Genomic DNA, 19,039 nt, shown 5'->3' on the forward strand with positions numbered 1-19,039 from the left:
GGTACCTTTCAGGCGGACTGTGTGGTGGACGTGGGGGTCTTGGGCCGGGCCGGAGGGGAGTACGGCGCTCCGGGCACGACGAGCGGCGATCCGGTCACCGGGTCGGCGACCACGACGGACTCCATGCCGAACACCTCGCGGACCAGCTCGGCGGTGACGATGTCGGCCGGGGCGCCTTCCGCGACGATCCGGCCGGCCTTCATGGCGACGAGATGGTCGGCGTAGCGGGCGGCCTGGTTGAGGTCGTGGAGCACGGCGACGACCGTGCGGCCGCGCTCGTGGTTCAACTGCCGTACGAGGTCGAGCACCTCGACCTGGTGCGCGATGTCGAGGAACGTCGTCGGCTCGTCCAGCAGCAGCAGGTCCGTCTCCTGCGCGAGCGCCATCGCGATCCACACGCGCTGCCGCTGACCTCCCGACAGTTCGTCGACGGGCCGGTCGGCGAGGGCTGTGACGTCCGTGCGCTCCATGGCGTCCGTCACGGCACGTTCGTCCTCCTGCGACCACTGCTGCCACCAGTGCTGGTGGGGCTGGCGGCCGCGGGCCACGAGGTCGGCGACGGTGATGGCCTCCGGCGCGACCGGGGACTGCGGCAGCAGTCCGATCGACCGGGCGATCTTCTTCGTCGGGATCGCGGACAGTTCCGCTCCGTCGAGGAGGACCGCGCCGCCCTTCGGCCTCAGCAGCCGGCCCAGCGCCCGCAGGGTGGTCGACTTGCCGCAGGCGTTGGGGCCGACGATGACCGTGACCTGCCCGTCGGGGACCGCGAGGTCGAGTTCGTGCACGACCGTGCGGTCCTCGTAGGCGAGCGTCAGCTCGCGCGCCGTCAGCCTGCTCACGACTTACCTCCAACGGTGCGGCTGCGAACGATCAGCCAGATCAGGTAGGGGGCGCCGATCGCTGCCGTCAGCACACCCACCGGGAGCTCCGTGGGCGAGAACATCCGGCGGGCCGCGAGGTCGGCGAGGACGACGATCACGGCGCCGAGCAGCGCGGAACACAGCAGCGGGATCTGCGCGGTACGGGTCATGCGGCGGGCGATCTGCGGTGCGAGCAGCGCCACGAAGTCGACGGGCCCGGCGGCGCCGGTCGCGATCGACGCCAGTACGACCCCGAGGAGCACGAGCCCGAGCCGTACCCGGCCGAGCCGTACGCCGAGGGCGGTCGCGGTGTCGTCGTCCATGGAGACCGTGCGCTGGGCGCGGGCGGCCCACAGCACCGCGGGCAGCAGGACGAGCAGCGTCCAGCCGAGCGGCGCGGCCTCCTCCCAGCCGCGGCCGTTCAGTGATCCGGTCATCCAGATCTGTGCCTGCTGGGCGACGAGGTAGTCGCCCTTGGTCATGAACAGCGTCGTGACCGAGCGGAGCGCGATGGCGAAGCCGATGCCGATGAGGACGAACCGGGTGGCGTGCAGCCCGCCGCGCCACGCGAACACGTACACGAGCGCGGCGGCGACGATGCCGCCGGTGACGGACAGGTACGGCAGCACCGCGTACGAGGTGAGGCCGAACGTCATCGCGCCCACGGTGAGCGCGCTCGCGCCCTGGCTGATGCCGATGATGTCGGGGCTGGCGAGCGGGTTGCGCGCGACGGTCTGGATCAGCGCGCCGGCGACGCCGAAGGCAGCGCCGACGAGGAGTCCGAGGACCATACGGGGCAGCCGCAGCGTCCCCACGACGAGTTCGTCCGGCGACGGCTGCCCGAGGACGACCTTGAGCACCTCGGCGGGGGCGACGAAGCTCTCGCCGACGCTCAGGTAGGCGACGCAGGCCGCGGCGAGCACCGCGGCGAGGCCGAGGGCGACGGCGGCGGCGCGGCGGTGCAGCAGGAAGCTGCCGCGGGTGGTGCGGACGACGGTGTAGCCGGCGGGCCGCATCCGGCGGCCGGTGACGGTCTGCGCGCTCATGCCGGCACCGCCTTGCGGCGGACCAGGGTGACCAGGAACGGCACACCGATGAGGGCTGTCATCACGCCCGCCGGGACCTCGCCCGGCGGGAAGACGATCCGGCCGATCACGTCGGAGACGAGCAGCATCACCGGGCCGACGAGCGCCGCCATCGGCAGTACCCACCGGTGGTCGCTGCCGACGATGGCGCGGGCGATGTGGGGGACGGCCAGGCCGATGAAGGCGATCGGGCCGGCCGCCGCCACCCCGGCGCCGGTGAGCACGGTCGCGCCGACACCGCCCACGATCCGTACGGTGGCGACGTTCTGGCCGAGGCCCTTCGCCATGTCCTCGCCGAGCGCCAGCGCGTCCAGGCCGCGGGCCACGGAGATCACCAGAACGGCGCCCACGAGCAGGAAGGGCCAGATCTGGCCGACCACTTCGGCGTCGCGGCCGGCGACCGAGCCGACCTGCCAGAAGCGGAATTCGTCCAGTGCCGCCGCTTTCGTCGTCAGCACGCCCATCGTCACGGAGACCAGCAGCGCGTTGATCGCCGCGCCGCCGAGCGCCAGTTTGACGGGCGTCGCGCCGCCCCGGCCGCGGGCGGCGATCGCGTAGACGGCGACCGAGGCGATCGCCGCGCCGACGAAGGCGAACCACACGTATCCGCTCAGCGTGTGCACCCCGGCGAAGGCGATGGCCAGCACCACGCCGACCGAGGCGCCCTGGCTGATGCCGAGGATGCCGGGGTCGGCGATCGGGTTGCGGGTGATGCCCTGGAGGACCGTGCCGGCGAGGGCCAGCGCCGCGCCGACCATCAGCGCGATGAGGGTCCGCGGCACCCGGAGCTCGCGTACGACTTCGGCGTCGGGGCTGTGTCCGCCGTTCAGCACGGCGTCGAGGACGGCGGTCGGGGCGACCGAGCGCGCCCCGACCGCGAGGCTGAGCAGCACCGCGAGCAGCAGGGCCGCGACGGCGGCGGCCGTCCACCCGATGCGGCGGGCCGCGAGCGCGCGTCTGGCTGACATGGGAACCAATCGAGGTGCGGTCGTGTCGGGCGTGAGGACGGGCCGAGGCCGGAGCGCGGCAGTGCCAGGACCGGGCCGAGGTTGGTAAGGCTTGGCTAAGTCTATGCATCCGAAAATGCGTGCCTACGGGTGGGCACAATGACCCCTATGGCCCCTCACTCCGCCCACCGCCCGCTGACCGTCGGTTTCGACCTCGACATGACGCTCATCGACTCGAGGCCGGGTATCCGCGCCGCCTATCGCGCGCTGTCCGACGAGACGGGCGTGCCGATCGACGCCGACCTGGCCGTCACGCGCCTCGGGCCGCCGCTGGAGCAGGAGTTGGCGCACTGGTTCCCGGACGAGCACATCCAGGAGATGGCCGACAGGTACCGCGAGATGTACCCGGTGTACGCGATCGCCCCGACACCCGCGATGGCCGGTGCCCGCGAGGCCATAGCCGCGGTCCGGGAGTCCGGCGGCCGGGCGATCGTCGTCACGGCGAAGCACGAGCCGAACGCGAAGCTCCACCTCGCGCACCTCGGCATCGAGCCTGACGAGACGATCGGCTGGCTGTGGGCGGAGGCCAAGGCGGAGGCGCTGCACGAGCACGGGGCGAGCGTGTACGTGGGCGACCACATCGGCGACGTGCGGGGCGCACACGTCGCCGGCGCGCTCTCCGTGGCGGTGCCGACGGGGCCCTGCGACGCGGACGAACTGCGCGCGGCGGGTGCGGACGTGGTCCTCGACGACCTGACCGCGTTCCCGGCGTGGCTGCGTTCCTACCGCGCGGATCCGGCCTGACGCCGCTGCGCGGCGATCGACCGCAGCACGCCCGCGGCGGCGACCATGAACCCGACGCCCATCAGCATGCTCACCATGTACGCGACGGTCGGAAAGGGCTCGGTGCCCAGGAACAGCGGGGCCACCGTGACCAGAGTGGCCACCGCGCCGATGATGAACAGGACAGCGCCGGCACGCACCAGCCCGTCGCCCGGGGCGGGAGCGGTGGCGGGAGGAGTAGCAGTCATTCGGCCAGGGTAGTTCCCTTGCGCGCACGAACCCACCGGGGACGTCTTGTCACCAGCCTCTGGACCATTAGCCTTGGGGGTGGCGGGTCAGGCGACCCGCTGTAGTGCTATCAAGAGCCGTTTTTCGGCGGACCGACTTGCGGTGCCCCAGCGCCCAACGAGTACGAGGACGAGGACAGACGTGCCTACCGGCAAGGTCAAGTGGTTCAACAGTGAGAAGGGCTTCGGCTTTCTCTCCCGCGACGACGGCGGCGACGTCTTCGTGCACTCCTCTGTACTTCCGTCCGGGGTAGAGGCCCTGAAGCCGGGTCAGCGCGTCGAGTTCGGTGTGGTGGCCGGCCAGCGTGGCGACCAGGCGCTGTCGGTGACGCTGCTGGACCCGACGCCGTCCGTGGCGGCCGCGCAGCGGCGCAAGCCGGACGAACTGGCGTCCATCGTGCAGGACCTCACCACGCTCCTGGAGAACATCACCCCGATGCTGGAGCGCGGCCGGTACCCCGACAAGGTGCAGGGCGCGAAGATCGCCGGCCTGCTGCGCGCGGTGGCGGACCAGCTGGACGTGTAGTCCAGCGGCCGACGACATGGCACCCGTCGCCGGCGGACCCGGAGTTCCGGGCCCCCGGCGCCGGGTGCGTCGTCGTCGCGTGAACGCGCGGGTGCGTCAGACGAAGTCGAGCGCGTCCGGGGCGAGGGGCGGTACGAGCCCCTCGGCCGCGGCGCGTGTGAGCAGTCCGCGCACGGCCGCGTAGCCGTCGTCCCCGAGGTCCGCGGTGAACTCGTTGACGTACAGCCCGATGTGGCGGTCGGCGACCGCCGGGTCCATCTCCTGGGCGTGCTCGAGCACGTACGGCCGCGAGGCCTCGGGGTCGTCCCAGGCCATCCGTACGGACGCCCGCGCCGACTCGGCGAGCAGGCGCAGCGTCTCCTCGCCCAGCGACCGCTTGGCGATGATCGCGCCGAGCGGGATCGGCAGGCCCGTGGTGGACTCCCAGTGCTCGCCCATGTCGGCGAGGGAGTGCAGTCCGTAGTCCTGATACGTGAAGCGGGCCTCGTGGATGACGAGTCCGGCGTCGACCTTGCCGTCGCGCACGGCGGGCATGATCTCGTGGAACGGCATCACGACCACGTCGCCGACACCGCCCGGCACGACTTCCGCGGCCCACAGCCGGAACAGCAGGTACGCCGTCGACCGCTCGCTCGGCACGGCGACCGTCTTGCCCGTCAGGTCCGTGCCCGCCTCCCGGGTGAGCACCAGCGGGCCGCAGCCCCGGCCCAGAGCGCCGCCGCACGGCAGCAGGGCGTACTCGTCGAGCACCCATGGGAGCACCGCGTACGACACCTTCAGCACGTCGTACTCGTCGGCGCCGCCGTGCTCGGCCCAGCCGTTGGTGAGGTCGATGTCCGCGAACGTCACCTCCAGCGCGGGCGCGCCGGGGACCCGGCCGTGGGCCCAGGCGTCGAAGACGAAGGTGTCGTTCGGGCAGGGCGAGTACGCGATACGCAGGGTCACGGTTGCTCCTGGAGGACGGGGGCGAGCTGCTGGAACGCCTTTCGCAGGGCGGCCAGCGCCTCGCCGATGCGCCAGGCCGCGCGGTCGCGGGGGCCGACGGCGTTGGAGACCGCGCGGACCTCGACGACGGGCACGCCGTGGGCGGCGGCGGCCTCGGCGACGCCGAAGCCCTCCATCGCCTCAGCGGCGGCACGCGGGTGCCGGCGGGCGAGCTCGGCCGCCCGGGCGGCGCTGCCGGTGACCGTGGACACGGTCAGCACGGGCGCGTGGACGGCGCCGAGGGTCCTGGCCACGAGCGCCGACAGACCGGCGGGCGAGGGATGCACGGTACGGCCGAAGCCGAGCTTGTCGACGGGCAGAAAGCCGTCGGGGGTGTCGGCGCCCAGGTCCGCGGCGACGACGGCGTCGGAGACGACGAGTGATCCGACGGGGGCGTGCGGCGGGAAGCCGCCGCCGATACCGGCGGAGACGACGAGACCGTACGGCGTGTCGGCCACGGCGAGGGCGGTCGCGGTCGCCGCGGCGGCAGCGGCGGGGCCGACCCCGCCGACGAGCACGTCGTAGTCGGGGGTGCGCGTCAGCGCGTATCCGCCCGGGAGCGGAACGGCGGCGGCCTCGGGAGGACCGGCGTCCGCGACGACGGCGGCGGCCTCCGCCGCCACCGCGGTCACGACAAGCACGCGCACGGTGTCACCCTCCGGTCCCGGTCAGGACTCCTTCTCGAACTGGAAGTTCCAGATGCCGACGACCTTCTTGCCCTTGGTCTCCATGACGCTGACGGCCGTCTTGGTCGTCGGCTCGCCGGTCGCGGAGGAGAAGAAGGCGTTGCCGGGGATCGTCCGGTACGTCTTCTTGAAGGGCTCCTGCTCCACCGGCTGCGCGCCGAACAGCAGGGTCCAGCCGTTGTCCGCGATCTCCGGGTCGACGCCCATGCGGACCTGGTCGTCCATGGCGACCTTGATGATCTTCGACGGCTTCTTGGTCAGGCAGCCCTGGATCTCGGACTCCTTGATCGCCTCGCCGTCGTTGTAGCAGGCGGCCTCCGCGTGGACGGAGTCCGAACCGATGGTCACCGTGACGAGCGGCGTCGGCTTGTCGCAGGCGGAAAGGACGAGGAGCCCGGCGGAGACGGCACCGAGAGCGGCAGCGGCCCGGCGGCGCTTGCCCGAGAAGAACGCAACGGTCATGAGCCGAAGGCTATCGGGCGTGCTTCGCCCTGCCGCGCGGGGGTGCGCGGCGCGGCGGCCCGAAGCGCGCCCCGTTACGCCGCGGGAGGTACCCGTGACCGCACGTCGCACGGCAGGCCGGGCACCTCAGAGGGCCGGGGGCCTCAAGCCACCCGGGCCTTCGGCGTGGCCCCGCGGTGGCGTGCCGCGCCGAGCAGCCCGCGCCCCGCCGTGACCGCTCCCGCCCCGACGATGCCCGCGGCCACCGACATGCCCACCACGCCGTTCAGCGGCAGCACGATGCCGATCGCGCCGCCCACGACCCATGCCATCTGGAGCAGCGTCTCCGACCTGGCGAACGTCGACGTGCGGACCTCTTCCGGCACGTCCCGCTGGATCACCGCGTCGAGGGACAGCTTCGACAGCGCCTGGGACAGCCCGGCCGTCGCGCCGAGGACGGCCACCATGCCCGTGCTGAAGAAGACGGCCGCCATGACGGCCGCCGTCAGCACGAGCGACAGCATCGTGACGATGATCGCCTCCGGGGCGCGGGCCTTGAGCCAGGCGCCGATCGCGGTGCCGAGCGCGTTGCCCACGCCTGCGGCGACCCCCACCATTCCCAGCGAGACGGCGGCCGACTGCCCGGAGAGCGGATGCTCGCGCAGCAGGAACGCGAGGAAGAAGATCAGGAAGCCGGACAGGGCGCGATGCGCCGCGTTCGCCTGGAGGCCGTGCAGCACCGACGGGCCGACCGTCCGCAGCGTCGGCTTCTTCTCGCCGTGCGCGAGCACGCGTACGGGCGTCTCGCCCTTCGCCGAGTCGACCTTGGGCGGCATCGTGAACGCCCAGTAGGTGCCGAGGACGAACAGCGCGCACGCCCCGTACAGCGGCCACTGCGGTCCGATCTGCTGGAGGCCCACACCGATCGGCGCCGCGGCGCCCGTGGCCAGCAGACCTGCCAGCGTCACCCGGGAGTTCGCCTTCACCAGCGCGAAGTTCGGTGGCAGCAGCCGTGGCACGACGGCGCTGCGGACCACCCCGTACGCCTTCGACGACACCAGCACGCCGAGCGCCGCCGGGTAGAGCTCCAGGTCGCCCGTCGCGACGGCGCCCGACATCATGATCGCCAGCAGTGCGCGGGCGAGCATCGCGCCCGCCATGGCCGCGCGCCGGCCGTGCGGGAGGCGGTCGAGGAGGGGGCCGATCACGGGAGCGAGCAGGACGAAGGGCGCCATCGTGACGGCCAGGTACAGCGCGACCCGGCCGCGAGCCTCGTCGGTCGGGACGGAGAAGAACACCGTGGACGCCAGCGCGACGGTGATCATGACGTCGCCCGCGCCGTTCACGGCGTGCAGCTCGATCAGCTTCCCGAGGCCCGATTCGCCGGCGCCGTGCGCGTGTGTCGCCCTGCGGATGCCGCGGGCGGTGCCGGTGAAGGGAAGGTGCAAGGCACGGCCGACCGCCCGGCCCGCCCTGCGGGCCGGGCCGTCTCCTTCGGACGACCTTGCGGCTGCCACCCCGTCATAGTGCCCCAAGCCCGGCTGCCCCGAACCGGTTCCCCGCCCGCGGTGCGGCGTGTTTTCTCCTTGCGGAGTTCTGCGGGTGTTCCTGCGGTCTTCTCGCGTGGGTACGTGACCGGTCCGTGCCGGGCCGCGACCCGGTTCCTGCGGACCCCGGCCCGGCCCCCGCCCCCTTCCTGCCCGGTTCCCGCACCGGTCGTGCCGGTCGCGGCGGCCCTTTCGCCGGGGCCGGTTCGGCCCGTGTTGGGACGGGCAGGTGGGCGGCGGGCGAAGGAAGGGGTAGCGTGCGTAGCGCGCCACCGGCGGTTGTTCTCGGCCGCGCGCCTCTTCGGCATCCCGCAGAATGGATGACGTTAGGTGTGCCCGGGATCAGGACGGTCCGGGCGTGTGGACGTCGATGCGGCCCTCTGGTCCGCTCCGTGCGCCGCCCCGTACCTCGTAATCGGCCGAGCGCATCCGTGAGACGGCGTAGGAGAGAAGCGAGACTAGTGAGTGCTGCGACGACGCGAAGCCGTACCCCCGACCGCCTGTGCGCCGAGGCGGTAGACCTCGCCAGGACGGCGGCCGAGGAGGCCGCGGCGCCTGGGGTGGTCGGAGAGCATGTGTCGCTCGTCTCCGAAGGGGACCGGGTCGTCACGCACTTCTTCGAGTGCGAGGAGCCCGGCTACCGCGGCTGGCGGTGGGCCGTGACCGTCACACGCGCCTCACGGGCGAAGAACATCACCCTTGACGAAACCGTCCTGCTGCCCGGCCCCGACGCGCTGCTGGCGCCCGAGTGGGTCCCGTGGAGCGAGCGGCTGCGGCCCGGTGACATGGGCCCCGGCGACCTGCTGCCGACCGAGGCGGAGGACCTCCGCCTCGAGCCCGGCTACAGCGGCGAGGACGAGCCGCCGCCGAACTCGGTCCTCGCCGAGCACCCCCCGACCCACGACCTCGTCGAGCTGGTCGAGGCGGAGGACGCGGAGCTCACCGACCGCAGGACGGCGGTCGAGGCCACGACCAACAGCGGCCGGGGCCAGATCGCGGCGCTCGCCGAGGAGCTGGGCATGCGCCGCGCGCGCGTCCTGTCCCGGTACGGGCTCTACGCGGCGGCCGACCGCTGGGAGGAGTCCTACGGTGCGAAGACGCCCATGGCACAGGCCGCCCCGGCGTCCTGCGTCTCCTGCGGCTTCCTGGTCCCGATCGCGGGCTCGCTGCGGCAGGCGTTCGGCATCTGCGCGAACGAGTTCTCACCGGCCGACGGCCGGGTGGTCTCGCTGGCTTACGGCTGCGGTGGGCACTCGGAGGCCGCGGTGATGCCGAAGCCGCCGACGCCGCCGCCGCCGGTCTTCGACTCCATGGCGGCGGACGAGTTCCCGCTGCGCCCGGCCCGCGACGGCGGCTCCGTCCCGGTGGAGTCCGACGGCACGTCGGACGACCTCGGCCACTCCTGACGACCCGGGGCCGCGGCCCGATGCCCTCGCGCCCGGGACCGGGGCCACGGCCCCGCTCGCGGCTTCTCCGGTGCCGACCGTCGCCATGAGAGCCAAGCGGGCCGCAGCCCTGTCAGGGGCACGAGGGGCAGGGAGCCGGCCCGTCGCCCCGCTTCACTGCCCATCAGGGGGCCGGACAGGCTCTGAGCCCCCTGATGGACCGCCTCTCACTGCCTCGCCCGCACCCCTGATCTGCCGGCGCGGACTCTCCGATGACGTCTGAACTGCTCCTCCCCGTCACGGAGTCGAGGACGACTCGGGCGCGGCGTTCGGCGAGCACAGGGACGAAATCACGGATCTTGCTGTCCTTGAGGTGCTCCACAGCGGCAGACACAGCGGCATCGACCTGCTCAGGAGTGCGTCGGCCCCGGTAGGTGATCCTGAGCCGCTCTGCAACGCGCCGGATGTCTTCGACCTCGGTCGACCCACGGGCAGGCGTGTCCTCCCCTCCTGACCTCGTGCACCCGAGCCTCAGTAGGCCGGCAGGAAGGAGGAGCCGCGCCGTGGCTGGTCGGAGCGCCCGCTCGCGTGGGCGGAGCCAGGGGCCGGGCTCCCGGTCCGGATGGCACGGCGGGTCGGACCGCGCGACGATTGCCCCGGAGGACAGACATGACTCATGAGCCGCCGGCGTCTTCGTCGTCTCCCTCGGACGTGCCGCCCTCGCGCAGGGACAACAGCCCCGAGGACGACGGCCGGGTGGAATCGCTCTCCGGGTCCGGGAAGCGCCGACGGCTGCTCCGCTTCACGCTGCCCGGCTGCTGGGGCGCGCTTCTCCTTGCGTGCCTGTCTTTCACTCCGTCGCTGCTTCCCCGCGGAGGTGTACTCCAAGGACTGGTCTGCGGCATCAGCGCGGCCATCGGGTACGGGCTCGGCGTGGTCGCCGCCTACGTGTGGCGCGCTTTCGCCGACCGGGACCGACGGAGCCCGTCCCGCAGGTCATGGCTCGTCCTGGGCGTGTTCGCCATCGTGCTGTTCGGCCTCGCGTTCGGGCTCGGACAGTACTGGCAGCACCAGATCCGCGGGCTCATGGGGGTCACCGACTACAACGTCATCGCCACCGTCGCCTGCCCGCTCGTCGCCGTCCTCGTCTTCTGCCTCCTACTGATGGCCGGGCGAGGGCTCCGTCGCCTGTACCACGGGGCCGCCCGCCTGCTCGGCCGCTGGATCGGGCCGCGTGCGGCGCGGGTGGTCGGCTGGGTCGTGGTGGCGGGACTCGCGTGGTCCGTTTTCAGCGGTGTGCTGCTGGGGGGATTCGTGAACGCGGCCAACGAGGCGTTCTCGCTGCGTGATACGGAGACCCCGGAGGGCGTGCACCAGCCGACTTCCGCCCTGCGCTCGGGTGGGCCCGGTTCTCTGGTGCCGTGGGACTCGCTGGGCAGACAGGGGCGGGCCTTCACCGGGAGTGGACCGTCGGCCCGGGACATCGGCGAGTTCACCCACAGCGCGGCGCAGGAGCCCGTCCGGGCCTACGCTGGGTTGACGACCTCCGGTGACACGGAGACCCGGGCGGAGCGAGCCGTCGCGGACCTCCGGCGGGCGGGCGGCTTCGAACGCGAGAACCTGCTCGTGATGACCACCACGGGGAGCGGCTGGGTGGATCCCGCCGCGGTGGACTCGTTCGAGTACCTCGGCAGCGGCGACTCGGCGACTGTGGCGATGCAGTACTCGTACCTGCCGTCGTGGTTGTCCTATCTCGTCGATCAGTCCAAAGCGCGTGAGGCAGGCCGCGAGCTCTTCGACGCGGTCTACGACGTCTGGTCCAAGCTGCCCCAGGACCAGCGTCCGAGGCTGTTCGTGGCAGGCGAGAGCCTGGGGTCGTTCGGTGGTGAGACGGCCTTCAGCGGGGAGTACGACCTGCGCAACCGCACCGCCGGCACCCTGTTCGCCGGTCCACCCAACTTCAACACTGCAGGCCCATGGGCGCCAGCAGACTGCCGCTGCGGCGACGCAGTTCACAGAACAGGACTCCCGCTGCCGCCGTGAACAGCACGGTCGCCGCGACCGCCAGGGCGGCACCGAACGCGGAGGCGCCGAAGACAGTCGTGAGAGCAGGTTTCGCCGTCGCCAGGCCCAGTGACGGCAGTACGTGCCACAGGCCGAACAGCAAACTCGACACGGCGGTCGCCCAGACCACCCCCCGTGCGCGGCACAACAGACCGTAGAGCACGCCGCGGAAGGCGACCTCCTCCACCAGGACGGTGCCGACGGGGACCAGGACGAGAACACGAACCGTCAACTCGCTCGCGCTCATCCCGTCGTAGCGCCGGTCCTCGAACAGCGAGCTGGTGGCCGGCAACAGCGCTCCGGCCAAGTAGACGACGCCGACCAGGCCCATCAGAACCAGTGCCCAGCGGCAACCGCGGGCGAGTGTGCCGGGTGCCAGGCCCGCGTCCGCCCAGGTACCGTCCGCCATGCGGAGGACGCCGAGCAGCAGGGCGCTTACCAGGAGTGCTGTCGCCAGGCCGGACAGGCCGGTCCAGCGGTGCATGACCACATTGGCGGCGACGAGAACAGCCACGGTGAGTCCCACGGCCGGCCAGGTGCCGATGGGTCCGCGGCATCGGCTCCGCAGCGTGCCGCTGGTGCGGCGCCGTCGTACCTCGCGCCGCTCGGCATCATCATCGGGGTCGCGGCAGGGCACGAGAGTCTGTCCTTCGGTGTCTTGCGCCGGCGGTCCGGGTTGCTCGCCCTCCCCTCAATCAGACGCTACCGGGCACGTCCCCCGGGCGCTCGTCTGCCGAATCGGCATGTCAGAGAGGCCGCAGCCGGTGATGCGGTGCCAGGAGTCCGCCGCAGCGGCCACACGCTTCGGCTTGCCGACTTCGGTGGCGACTTTCCGGTGGCGCGCGAAGGGCGTCCCGTCTCCCGGCCCGCGGGCCGGGGGCGGAGGTCCGCCCGTAGCGGCGTGTCACGGTGGTGACTGGCGGTGGGTCCGGCGGTGGGGCGGGGTCGGTGCAGGGGGACACGCCCGGAGGGTGACGGCGGGCGGTGGGCGAGGACCGCACCCCGGGCCGGTACGCGGTACCTTCGGGCGCATCAGGAGTCGCAGCAGGCCGGCGTGGCCGGCCCCGCGCCCGGGAGCCGTAAGAGAGTGGAGCACAGCGTGAGCGTCAGGACGACCGAGTGGGCCGACCCGTTCGGGACGGCGCGGCTGCGGCGCGGCGTGCTCGACGCGTGGGGCGCGAGCCCCGCCCGCTTCCGGGAGGACGCCAACGCCGAGGAGGACCTCGCCCTCGGCGGCTACCGGGACCGTCTCGTCGTCGAACTGGCGCAGAACGCGGCCGACGCCGCGGCCCGTGCCGGTGTCCCCGGCCGGCTGCGGCTGAACCTGCGACCCGTCGGCGCGGACGGCGAGCCCGCCGTGTTCGCCGCCGCGAACACCGGCGCCCCGCTGGACGCCACCGGCGTCGAGTCGCTGAGCACCCTGCGGGCCTCCGCGAAGCGTGAGGGCCACGAGGCGGCCGTGGGCAGGTTCGGTGTCGGTTTCGCCGCCGTCCTCGCGGTCAGTGACGAGCCGGCCGTCATCGGCCGTCACGGCGGCGTGCGCTGGTCCCTGGCGGAGGCCAGGGAGCTGGCGGGCCAGGCCGCCCAGGGCAGCCCCGGCCTCGGGGACGAGCTGCGCCGCAGGGACGGGCACGTGCCGCTGCTGCGGCTCCCGCTGCCCGCGGAAGGCACCGCGCCGGAGGGCTACGACACGGTCGTCGTGCTGCCGCTGCGCGACGGCGCAGCCGTGGACCTCGTCGAGCGTCTGCTCGCCGGCATCGACGACGCGCTGCTGCTCACGCTGCCCGGCCTCGCCGAGATCGTCATCGAAACCCCCGACTCGACGCGGGTGTTGAAGCGTTACGAGCAGGAGCCGTACGTCCGCGTCGAGGACAGCGTCCACGGCGAGCGCCGCTGGCGGGTCGTCAGCCACGGCGGGGCGACCGAGCCGGCGCTGCTGGCGGACCGGCCGGTCGAGGAGCGGCTGCGCCCGCACTGGACCGTCACCTGGGCCGTTCCTGTCGACGACGAGGGCGCGCCCGCCCGGCCGCTCACCGCGCCCGTGGTGCATGCGCCGACCCCCACCGACGAGCCCCTGGGCGTGCCCGCGCTGCTCATCGCGTCGCTGCCGCTGGACACGACCCGCCGCCACCCGGCCCGCGGGCCGCTCACCGACTTCCTGGTGGAGCGCGCGGCGGACGCGTACGCCGAACTGCTCGGCGGCTGGCAGCCGGTGACCACCGGCGTCATCGACCTCGTGCCCGGCCCGCTCGGCAAGGGCGAACTCGACGGCGCGCTGCGGGCGGCGATCCTGCGGCGCCTGCCGCGTACGGCGTTCCTCGAGGCGGCGGTCCCGCGTGACGTGTCCGACGAGGACACCGGGCTGCCGGACCGGGTGACCACCAACGGCCTGCGGCCCATCGAGGCGGAGGTGCTGGAGGGGGCGGGCACGGACACCGTGCGCGTACTGGCGGAGGTCATGCCGACGCTGCTGCCCGCCGGCCTCGAGCGCCGGGTGGAGCTGCGCACCCTGGGCGTGGCACGGGTGCCGCTCACGGAGGCGATCGACCGGCTGGCCGGCCTTGAACGCGAACCTGCCTGGTGGCACCGTCTGTACGAGAGCCTCGCCGGCGTCGACCCGGACCGCCTGTCGGGTCTGCCCGTCCCGCTCGCGGACTCGCGCACCACCATCGGCCCCCGCCAGACGTTGCTTCCGCTCGCGGACACCCCCGCCGACCTGGCGCGCCTCGGTCTCAAGGTCGTCCACCCGGACGCCGCCCACCCGTTGCTGGAGAAGCTGGGGGCGTTGCCCGCGACGCCGCGCGCCGTTCTGCGGACCCCGCAGGTGCGCGCGGCGGTGGCGGCCTCCCTCGACGAGGGCGAGGTGTGGGACGAGGACGCCGACACGCTCGACGCGGAGGAGCTCGCCGAGACGGTGCTCGCGCTGGTCCGCGACGCGGAGCTGGAGCCGGGCGACGAGCCGTGGCTCGGCGCGCTCGCCCTGCCCGACGAGGACGGCGAGCCGGCTCCGGCCGGTGAACTGGTCCTGCCGGGCAGCCCGTTCGCCTCGGTGATGCGCGAGGGCGAACTCGCCCTGTGCGACGCCGAGCTGGCCGAGCGGTGGGGCGAGCAGCCCCTCGCCGCCTGCGGTGTCCTCGCGAACTTCGCCCTGGTCCGCGCCACCGACGTCGTCCTCGACCCCGATGAACTCGAGCCGCGCGACGGCGACTTCGCCGAGCCGGACGACGCGGGCCTGCTCGACGCGGTGGACGTGTGGTGCGAGGACGTCCTCGACCGGTTGCCGGACACGCCCGTGCCGCCGGTCGCCACGGAGATCGTCGCCGTGCGCGACCTGGACCTGGTGGACGACGACCGCTGGCCGCAGGCCCTCGCGCTGCTGGCGCAGCCGCCGCTGCGGGACGCGCTCACCCAGTCCGTACGGATCCTGCTGCCGGACGGCACGACGGAGACCGTGCGCCCGTACACGGCGTGGTGGCTGCGCGACCATCCGGTGCTGGACGGCCGCCGCCCCGCCGGTCTGCGGGCGTCGGGCGCGGACCCGCTGCTGGAGGGCCTGTACGAGTCGGCCGACACGACCGGCTTCGCCGACGCGCAGGTGCTGCACGCCCTTGGCGTCCGCACCTCGGTCGCGGCGCTGCTGGACGAGCCGGGTGGCGCGGCGGAGCTGCTGTCCCGCCTGGCCGATCCCGACCGTGCGGTGACCGGCCGCCAGCTGCACGGCCTCTACACGTCGCTCGCCGACCTGGACCCCGACCAGGTCACCCTCCCCGACGAGCTGCGGGCGGTGGTGGACGGCGAGGTACGTGTGGTGGACGCCGCCGACGCGGTCGTCGCGGACACCCCCGACCTGCTGCCGCTGTCCGCCGGTCTGCCCCTGCTCCCGGTGGCGCCGACCCGCGCGGAGGACCTGGCGGACCTGTTCCAGGTCAGGCGCCTGAGCGAGACGGTGGACGCGGACGTCACGACGGACGGTGAGGAGCACGAGGTTCCGGAGTCCGTCCGTATCCTGCTGGGCCCGGCGACGCCCGACTCGTACGTCGAGCACGAGGAGCTGGTCGCGGGCGGCACCGAACTCGACTGGCGCCGCACCCCCGACGGCGTGCTGCACGCCGCGACGCTGGAAGGCGTGGCGGCCGGTCTCGCCTGGGCGGCGGGCCAGTGGCCGCGCCGCTTCGAGGTCGCGGCGCTGCTGGAGGACCCGTCCCGTACGGAGGAGCTGGCGCGGGACCGCTGGTTCGACGCGTAGGCCGTCGCTTTCGGGCCAGGTGCTTTCCGCGCGTACTTGCGAGGGAATCGCACCTGGTCACAGGGCGTATGACGGCTGTAGCCGCAAGGTGGTTCCTGTGCGACGGTGGGTGCCATGGCGGGGATTCGGCACACTCATCCGAACGGGCACGATCACCAGCACGGCGATCACCACCACGGGGATCACGATCACGCCCGTCACGACCACGGTCCTGTGCGCGGCGGCATGCGGCACCGGCTCGCCCATGTCCTCCGGCCGCACAGCCACGAGTCCGCCGACAAGGTCGACGCGGCGATGGAGACGTCCCGCGACGGGATGCGCACGCTGTGGATCTCGCTCGTGGTGCTGGGCGCGACCACCGTCGTCCAGGCCGTCATCGTCGCCCTGTCCGGGTCGGTGGCGCTGCTCGGTGACACGGTCCACAATGCGGCCGACGCGCTGACCGCCGTCCCGCTGGGCATCGCCTTCATGCTCGGCAGACGCGCGGCGAACCGCCGCTTCACGTACGGCTACGGGCGGGCCGAGGACCTGGCGGGCATCGTCATCGTGGCCGCCATCGCAGCCTCGGCGGTGGTCGCCGCCTACATGGCCGTCGACCGGCTGCTGAACCCCCGCGACATCACGCACCTGTGGGCGGTCTCGGCTGCCGCGCTGGTCGGTTTCGCGGGCAACGAGTGGGTCGCCCGCTACCGCATCCGCACCGGCCGGCGGATCGGCTCCGCCGCGCTCGTCGCGGACGGCCTGCACGCCCGTACGGACGGATTCACCTCGCTGGCCGTCCTGTTGGGCGCGGGCGGCGCCGCGCTGGGCCTTCGGTGGGCCGACCCGGTCGTCGGTCTGCTGATCACCGTCGCCATCCTGCTGGTCCTGAAGGACGCCGCCCGTGAGGTCTGCCGGCGCCTGATGGATTCGGTCGACCCGGCCCTCGTCGGGACGGCGGAGACCGCGCTGCGCGGTGTGGAGGGCGTGCTGGACACCGGGCAGGTGCGGATGCGGTGGATCGGACACGCGCTGCGGGCGGAGGCCGACATCGTGGTCGACCCGCAACTCACCGTCGTCCAGGCGCATTCGCTGGCCGTCGCGGCCGAGCACGCGCTGATCCACGCCGTACCCCGGCTGACGGCGGCCACCGTCCACATCGACCACCGTCCCGTCGAGGGCGATCCGCACGCGGCGCTCGCCCACCACGGCACTGTCGGTGCCGGCTGAAACGATCGGCGGATGACCGACTCCACAGCGATCACCGCGTACTGGGATGCAGCCGCCACCGACTTCGACGCCGAGCCGGACCACGGCCTGCGGGCCGCCGGGACCCGCGCCGCCTGGTCCCGACTGCTCACCGCCTGGCTCCCGTCGGACCCGTCGTCCGTGCTGGACGTCGGCTGCGGCACGGGCTCGCTCTCCGCTCTGGTGGCGGAGGCCGGGCACCGGGTCACCGGGGTCGACCTCTCGCCCCGGATGATCGACCAGGCCCGGGCCAAGCTCTCCGCCGCCGGTCTCCCGGCGCGTTTCCTGGTGGGCGACGCGGCGGCACCGCCCACCGGCGACGAGCGGTTCGACGCCCTGCTCTCCCGCCACCTCGTGTGGACCCTGCCCGACCCCGAGGCCGCCCTCGCCGACTGGACGGCCCGCATCCGCCCCGGCGGCACGCTGATCCTCGTCGAGGGCCGCTGGCGTGAGTCCGGCCAGGCCGGTGTGCCGTACGTGGCGGGCGCCGAGACCCTGCCCTGGCACGGCGGGATCGGCGCGGACGACCTCGCGGCCGCAGTGCGGCCTCTCGTGGCCGACCTGCGCGTCGAACCCCTCAGCGGCGACCCGGCCTTGTGGGGCGGCCCGGTGACGGACGAGCGCTACGCCCTGATCGCCCGCGTCTGACGGCTCCGCCGGCCCGTGGCGGGGCCACCGGCGGTCGGACCGCCGGGCCCACGGACAGCATGAGCAGGTCCTCGGGGTCCGAGGCCAGGACGGTGACGGGCGACGGTGAGGCGGGGGCGGTCGCGGCGACGATGGCGTCGAGCGCGTACTTGCGATCGTGCATACCGGCCGCGGCGAGCAGCTTGTCTGCTCGGCGCGCGACGGCCTCGGTGTGTGGGACGACGTTCACGCGCGAGACGGCGTCGGACCAGGCAGGCGTGCCGGTCAGCACGCCGTCGCCAGGCCCGCGACCGGTGGGCAGTCGCGGCAGCGGCCCGGTTCCGCCGCTCGGAAGGCGCGTTCGCAGCCGCCGTCGCAGGTCTGCCAGGGGAGGGCGGCGGGGGCCGCGGGCCGGTCGGGGAGGGGTGGCGGGAGCTCACCGAGGCGGTAGGCGAGGATGCGGGCCGGGCGGGCCCGCAAGGGGTCCGGCAGGCGGGTGGTGAGGTGGGTCGTGATGTCCTCGGGGCTGACGCCGTGCTCGAGCCACCGGGTGACCGCCGGGGCGAGTCGGTCGGCCTCCCGCCGGGAGAGGATCAGCCGGCGGTCCACGATGCGCAGCGAGGCCAGGATCACCGCAGCGCGGGGGTCCGGGGCGGGGTGGGCAGCCGGGTCCGCGGCGGCCTGCGGTTCCGTGGTGGCGGTCTGCGCGGCGGGCGACGGGTCCGGCTCGTGAGTCGGCTCGGGCACGGGCCGGGGTTCGGACGCGGGCTGCGGCGACGGTGTGGACCTGCGGGGGCGCGGCGGTGAGGGCGGCCGCGGGGGCTCGGGGCCGTCGCCCGGTGGCACGTCGTGGAAGAACGTCCGCGTGCGGAGTCGGCCGCTCGGACCGCGCTCGCGCCGCCGCTCCAGATAGCCGTCCGCCTCCAGCTCCCGCAGGGCCCGGGAGATGAGGATCTCGCCCTCGGTGAAGTGCTCGCACAGCGCGTCGATGCGTACGGGTGCGCCGTCCGGCAGCGACAGGATGTAGCCCGCGACGCCGACCGTGACCGCGCTGCCCCGGCGCTGGAGCAGGGCGTTGGCGATCACCGTGAAGTCGCCGGCGAGCCGGGTGCGGACGTGGATCACGCCGGAGGTCGGAGCTCCGGCGGGGGCGCGCAGGGGCGCGTTAGACTGCGGTTCAGCCATCGGGAAGGGGCTTCTTCCTGGGTGGTGAGGCCCTCGATCGGGATTGCCGTCCCGGCCGGGGGCCGTCATATGTCTGGGGTTGTTGCCGCGAACGTAACCGCCAACTTCCCGCCCCCGCAAGCCGGTCACCCGTCCGAGTGATGCCGGGGCGGGGAGGGT

The 19,039-nt window shown here is 73.5% G+C and carries 18 protein-coding genes and 1 pseudogene; 7 read left to right on the forward strand and 12 right to left on the reverse strand.

What is annotated here, in order from left to right; genetic code table 11:
- Positions 1-8: 8 nt before the first annotated feature.
- The 3 genes from ACIPJI_RS15890 to ACIPJI_RS15900 are packed head-to-tail and all read right to left on the reverse strand — an operon-like array spanning position 9 to position 2,913.
- Positions 9-839, reverse strand: coding sequence for an ABC transporter ATP-binding protein (locus ACIPJI_RS15890; protein WP_356618809.1), 831 nt, complete (start codon positions 837-839; stop codon positions 9-11).
- Positions 836-1,906, reverse strand: a complete 1,071-nt coding sequence (locus ACIPJI_RS15895) for a FecCD family ABC transporter permease (RefSeq protein ID WP_402246765.1) — start codon at positions 1,904-1,906, stop codon at positions 836-838. The genes ACIPJI_RS15890 and ACIPJI_RS15895 overlap by 4 nt, the downstream gene beginning before the upstream one ends.
- The gene (locus tag ACIPJI_RS15900; RefSeq protein ID WP_307707069.1) at positions 1,903-2,913 is read right to left on the reverse strand and encodes an iron ABC transporter permease; all 1,011 of its coding nucleotides are present in this window, start codon (positions 2,911-2,913) and stop codon (positions 1,903-1,905) included. Before ACIPJI_RS15900 ends, ACIPJI_RS15895 begins: the two co-directional genes overlap by 4 nt.
- Before the next feature lie 138 nt (positions 2,914-3,051).
- On the opposite strand from ACIPJI_RS15900, the gene ACIPJI_RS15905 reads away from it, so the two are divergent.
- Entirely contained in the window at positions 3,052-3,696 is a 645-nt protein-coding gene (locus ACIPJI_RS15905; RefSeq protein ID WP_402246767.1) for an HAD family hydrolase, read from the forward strand.
- Here ACIPJI_RS15905 and ACIPJI_RS15910 read toward each other — a convergent pair.
- A complete protein-coding gene (locus tag ACIPJI_RS15910) occupies positions 3,675-3,923 on the reverse strand; it encodes a hypothetical protein (RefSeq protein ID WP_159690605.1) in 249 nt (82 codons plus the stop codon). The genes ACIPJI_RS15905 and ACIPJI_RS15910 overlap by 22 nt on opposite strands.
- Before the next feature lie 181 nt (positions 3,924-4,104).
- Here ACIPJI_RS15910 and ACIPJI_RS15915 point away from each other — a divergent pair, with 181 nt between their 5' ends.
- Positions 4,105-4,488, forward strand: a complete 384-nt coding sequence (locus tag ACIPJI_RS15915; protein WP_159690609.1) for a cold-shock protein — start codon at positions 4,105-4,107, stop codon at positions 4,486-4,488.
- A gap of 96 nt (positions 4,489-4,584) precedes the next feature.
- Here the strand turns inward: ACIPJI_RS15915 and ACIPJI_RS15920 are convergent, their stop codons facing one another.
- The 4 genes from ACIPJI_RS15920 to ACIPJI_RS15935 form a co-directional block, all read right to left on the reverse strand.
- Positions 4,585-5,433: a 1,4-dihydroxy-6-naphthoate synthase gene (locus tag ACIPJI_RS15920; RefSeq protein ID WP_402246769.1), complete on the reverse strand. Its 849-nt coding sequence runs from the start codon at positions 5,431-5,433 to the stop codon at positions 4,585-4,587.
- A complete protein-coding gene (locus tag ACIPJI_RS15925; protein WP_402246771.1) occupies positions 5,430-6,119 on the reverse strand; it encodes a futalosine hydrolase in 690 nt (229 codons plus the stop codon). Before ACIPJI_RS15925 ends, ACIPJI_RS15920 begins: the two co-directional genes overlap by 4 nt.
- A gap of 21 nt (positions 6,120-6,140) precedes the next feature.
- Positions 6,141-6,620 carry a DUF2771 domain-containing protein gene (locus ACIPJI_RS15930; protein ID WP_189468725.1) on the reverse strand — a complete coding sequence of 160 codons (480 nt, stop codon included), beginning with the start codon at positions 6,618-6,620 and terminating at the stop codon, positions 6,141-6,143.
- A gap of 143 nt (positions 6,621-6,763) precedes the next feature.
- Entirely contained in the window at positions 6,764-8,116 is a 1,353-nt protein-coding gene (locus tag ACIPJI_RS15935) for an MFS transporter (RefSeq protein ID WP_307707064.1), read from the reverse strand.
- A gap of 491 nt (positions 8,117-8,607) precedes the next feature.
- On the opposite strand from ACIPJI_RS15935, the gene ACIPJI_RS15940 reads away from it, so the two are divergent.
- Positions 8,608-9,552: a DUF3027 domain-containing protein gene (locus ACIPJI_RS15940; protein ID WP_402246773.1), complete on the forward strand. Its 945-nt coding sequence runs from the start codon at positions 8,608-8,610 to the stop codon at positions 9,550-9,552.
- Positions 9,553-9,715: 163 nt separating this feature from the next.
- On the opposite strand, the gene ACIPJI_RS15945 is transcribed toward ACIPJI_RS15940, so the two are convergent.
- Positions 9,716-10,294, reverse strand: a complete 579-nt coding sequence (locus ACIPJI_RS15945) for a three-helix bundle dimerization domain-containing protein (protein ID WP_402247164.1) — start codon at positions 10,292-10,294, stop codon at positions 9,716-9,718.
- On the opposite strand from ACIPJI_RS15945, the gene ACIPJI_RS15950 reads away from it, so the two are divergent.
- Positions 10,201-11,574: an alpha/beta-hydrolase N-terminal domain-containing protein gene (locus ACIPJI_RS15950; protein WP_402246775.1), complete on the forward strand. Its 1,374-nt coding sequence runs from the start codon at positions 10,201-10,203 to the stop codon at positions 11,572-11,574. The genes ACIPJI_RS15945 and ACIPJI_RS15950 overlap by 94 nt on opposite strands.
- Here ACIPJI_RS15950 and ACIPJI_RS15955 read toward each other — a convergent pair.
- Positions 11,492-12,109 carry a lysostaphin resistance A-like protein gene (locus ACIPJI_RS15955; RefSeq protein WP_402246777.1) on the reverse strand — a complete coding sequence of 206 codons (618 nt, stop codon included), beginning with the start codon at positions 12,107-12,109 and terminating at the stop codon, positions 11,492-11,494. The two genes, ACIPJI_RS15950 and ACIPJI_RS15955, sit on opposite strands and share 83 nt — an antisense overlap.
- A 585-nt stretch (positions 12,110-12,694) precedes the next feature.
- Here ACIPJI_RS15955 and ACIPJI_RS15960 point away from each other — a divergent pair.
- From ACIPJI_RS15960 to ACIPJI_RS15970, 3 genes are all read left to right on the forward strand, one after another.
- Positions 12,695-15,841, forward strand: coding sequence for a sacsin N-terminal ATP-binding-like domain-containing protein (locus ACIPJI_RS15960; protein WP_356618793.1), 3,147 nt, complete (start codon positions 12,695-12,697; stop codon positions 15,839-15,841).
- Positions 15,842-15,955: 114 nt separating this feature from the next.
- Positions 15,956-17,050 (forward strand): cation diffusion facilitator family transporter, encoded by a 1,095-nt coding sequence (locus ACIPJI_RS15965; protein ID WP_402246779.1) that lies wholly within the window; start codon positions 15,956-15,958, stop codon positions 17,048-17,050.
- A 12-nt stretch (positions 17,051-17,062) separates the two neighbouring features.
- Positions 17,063-17,716, forward strand: a complete 654-nt coding sequence (locus tag ACIPJI_RS15970; RefSeq protein WP_402246781.1) for a class I SAM-dependent methyltransferase — start codon at positions 17,063-17,065, stop codon at positions 17,714-17,716.
- A 55-nt stretch (positions 17,717-17,771) separates the two neighbouring features.
- Here the strand turns inward: ACIPJI_RS15970 and ACIPJI_RS15975 are convergent.
- Positions 17,772-17,957, reverse strand: a pseudogene (locus tag ACIPJI_RS15975) (DNA-binding protein); the annotation flags it as partial.
- A gap of 23 nt (positions 17,958-17,980) precedes the next feature.
- Entirely contained in the window at positions 17,981-18,880 is a 900-nt protein-coding gene (locus tag ACIPJI_RS15980; protein ID WP_402246783.1) for a hypothetical protein, read from the reverse strand.
- Positions 18,881-19,039: the final 159 nt, after the last annotated feature.

This window comes from Streptomyces sp. NPDC086835 (assembly GCF_044745705.1).
GTDB lineage: Bacteria > Actinomycetota > Actinomycetes > Streptomycetales > Streptomycetaceae > Streptomyces.

Excerpts from the sequence above, each read along its gene's own strand:
- ACIPJI_RS15895 (WP_402246765.1), bottom strand. The coding sequence starts at position 1,906 with ATGAGCGCGCAGACCGTCACCGGCCGCCGGATGCGGCCCGCCGGCTAC.
- ACIPJI_RS15900 (WP_307707069.1), bottom strand. The coding sequence starts at position 2,913 with ATGTCAGCCAGACGCGCGCTCGCGGCCCGCCGCATCGGGTGGACGGCC.
- ACIPJI_RS15905 (WP_402246767.1), top strand. The coding sequence starts at position 3,052 with ATGACCCCTATGGCCCCTCACTCCGCCCACCGCCCGCTGACCGTCGGT.
- ACIPJI_RS15910 (WP_159690605.1), bottom strand. The coding sequence starts at position 3,923 with ATGACTGCTACTCCTCCCGCCACCGCTCCCGCCCCGGGCGACGGGCTG.
- ACIPJI_RS15930 (WP_189468725.1), bottom strand. The coding sequence starts at position 6,620 with ATGACCGTTGCGTTCTTCTCGGGCAAGCGCCGCCGGGCCGCTGCCGCT.
- ACIPJI_RS15950 (WP_402246775.1), top strand. The coding sequence starts at position 10,201 with ATGACTCATGAGCCGCCGGCGTCTTCGTCGTCTCCCTCGGACGTGCCG.
- ACIPJI_RS15965 (WP_402246779.1), top strand. The coding sequence starts at position 15,956 with ATGGCGGGGATTCGGCACACTCATCCGAACGGGCACGATCACCAGCAC.
- ACIPJI_RS15970 (WP_402246781.1), top strand. The coding sequence starts at position 17,063 with ATGACCGACTCCACAGCGATCACCGCGTACTGGGATGCAGCCGCCACC.
- ACIPJI_RS15980 (WP_402246783.1), bottom strand. The coding sequence starts at position 18,880 with ATGGCTGAACCGCAGTCTAACGCGCCCCTGCGCGCCCCCGCCGGAGCT.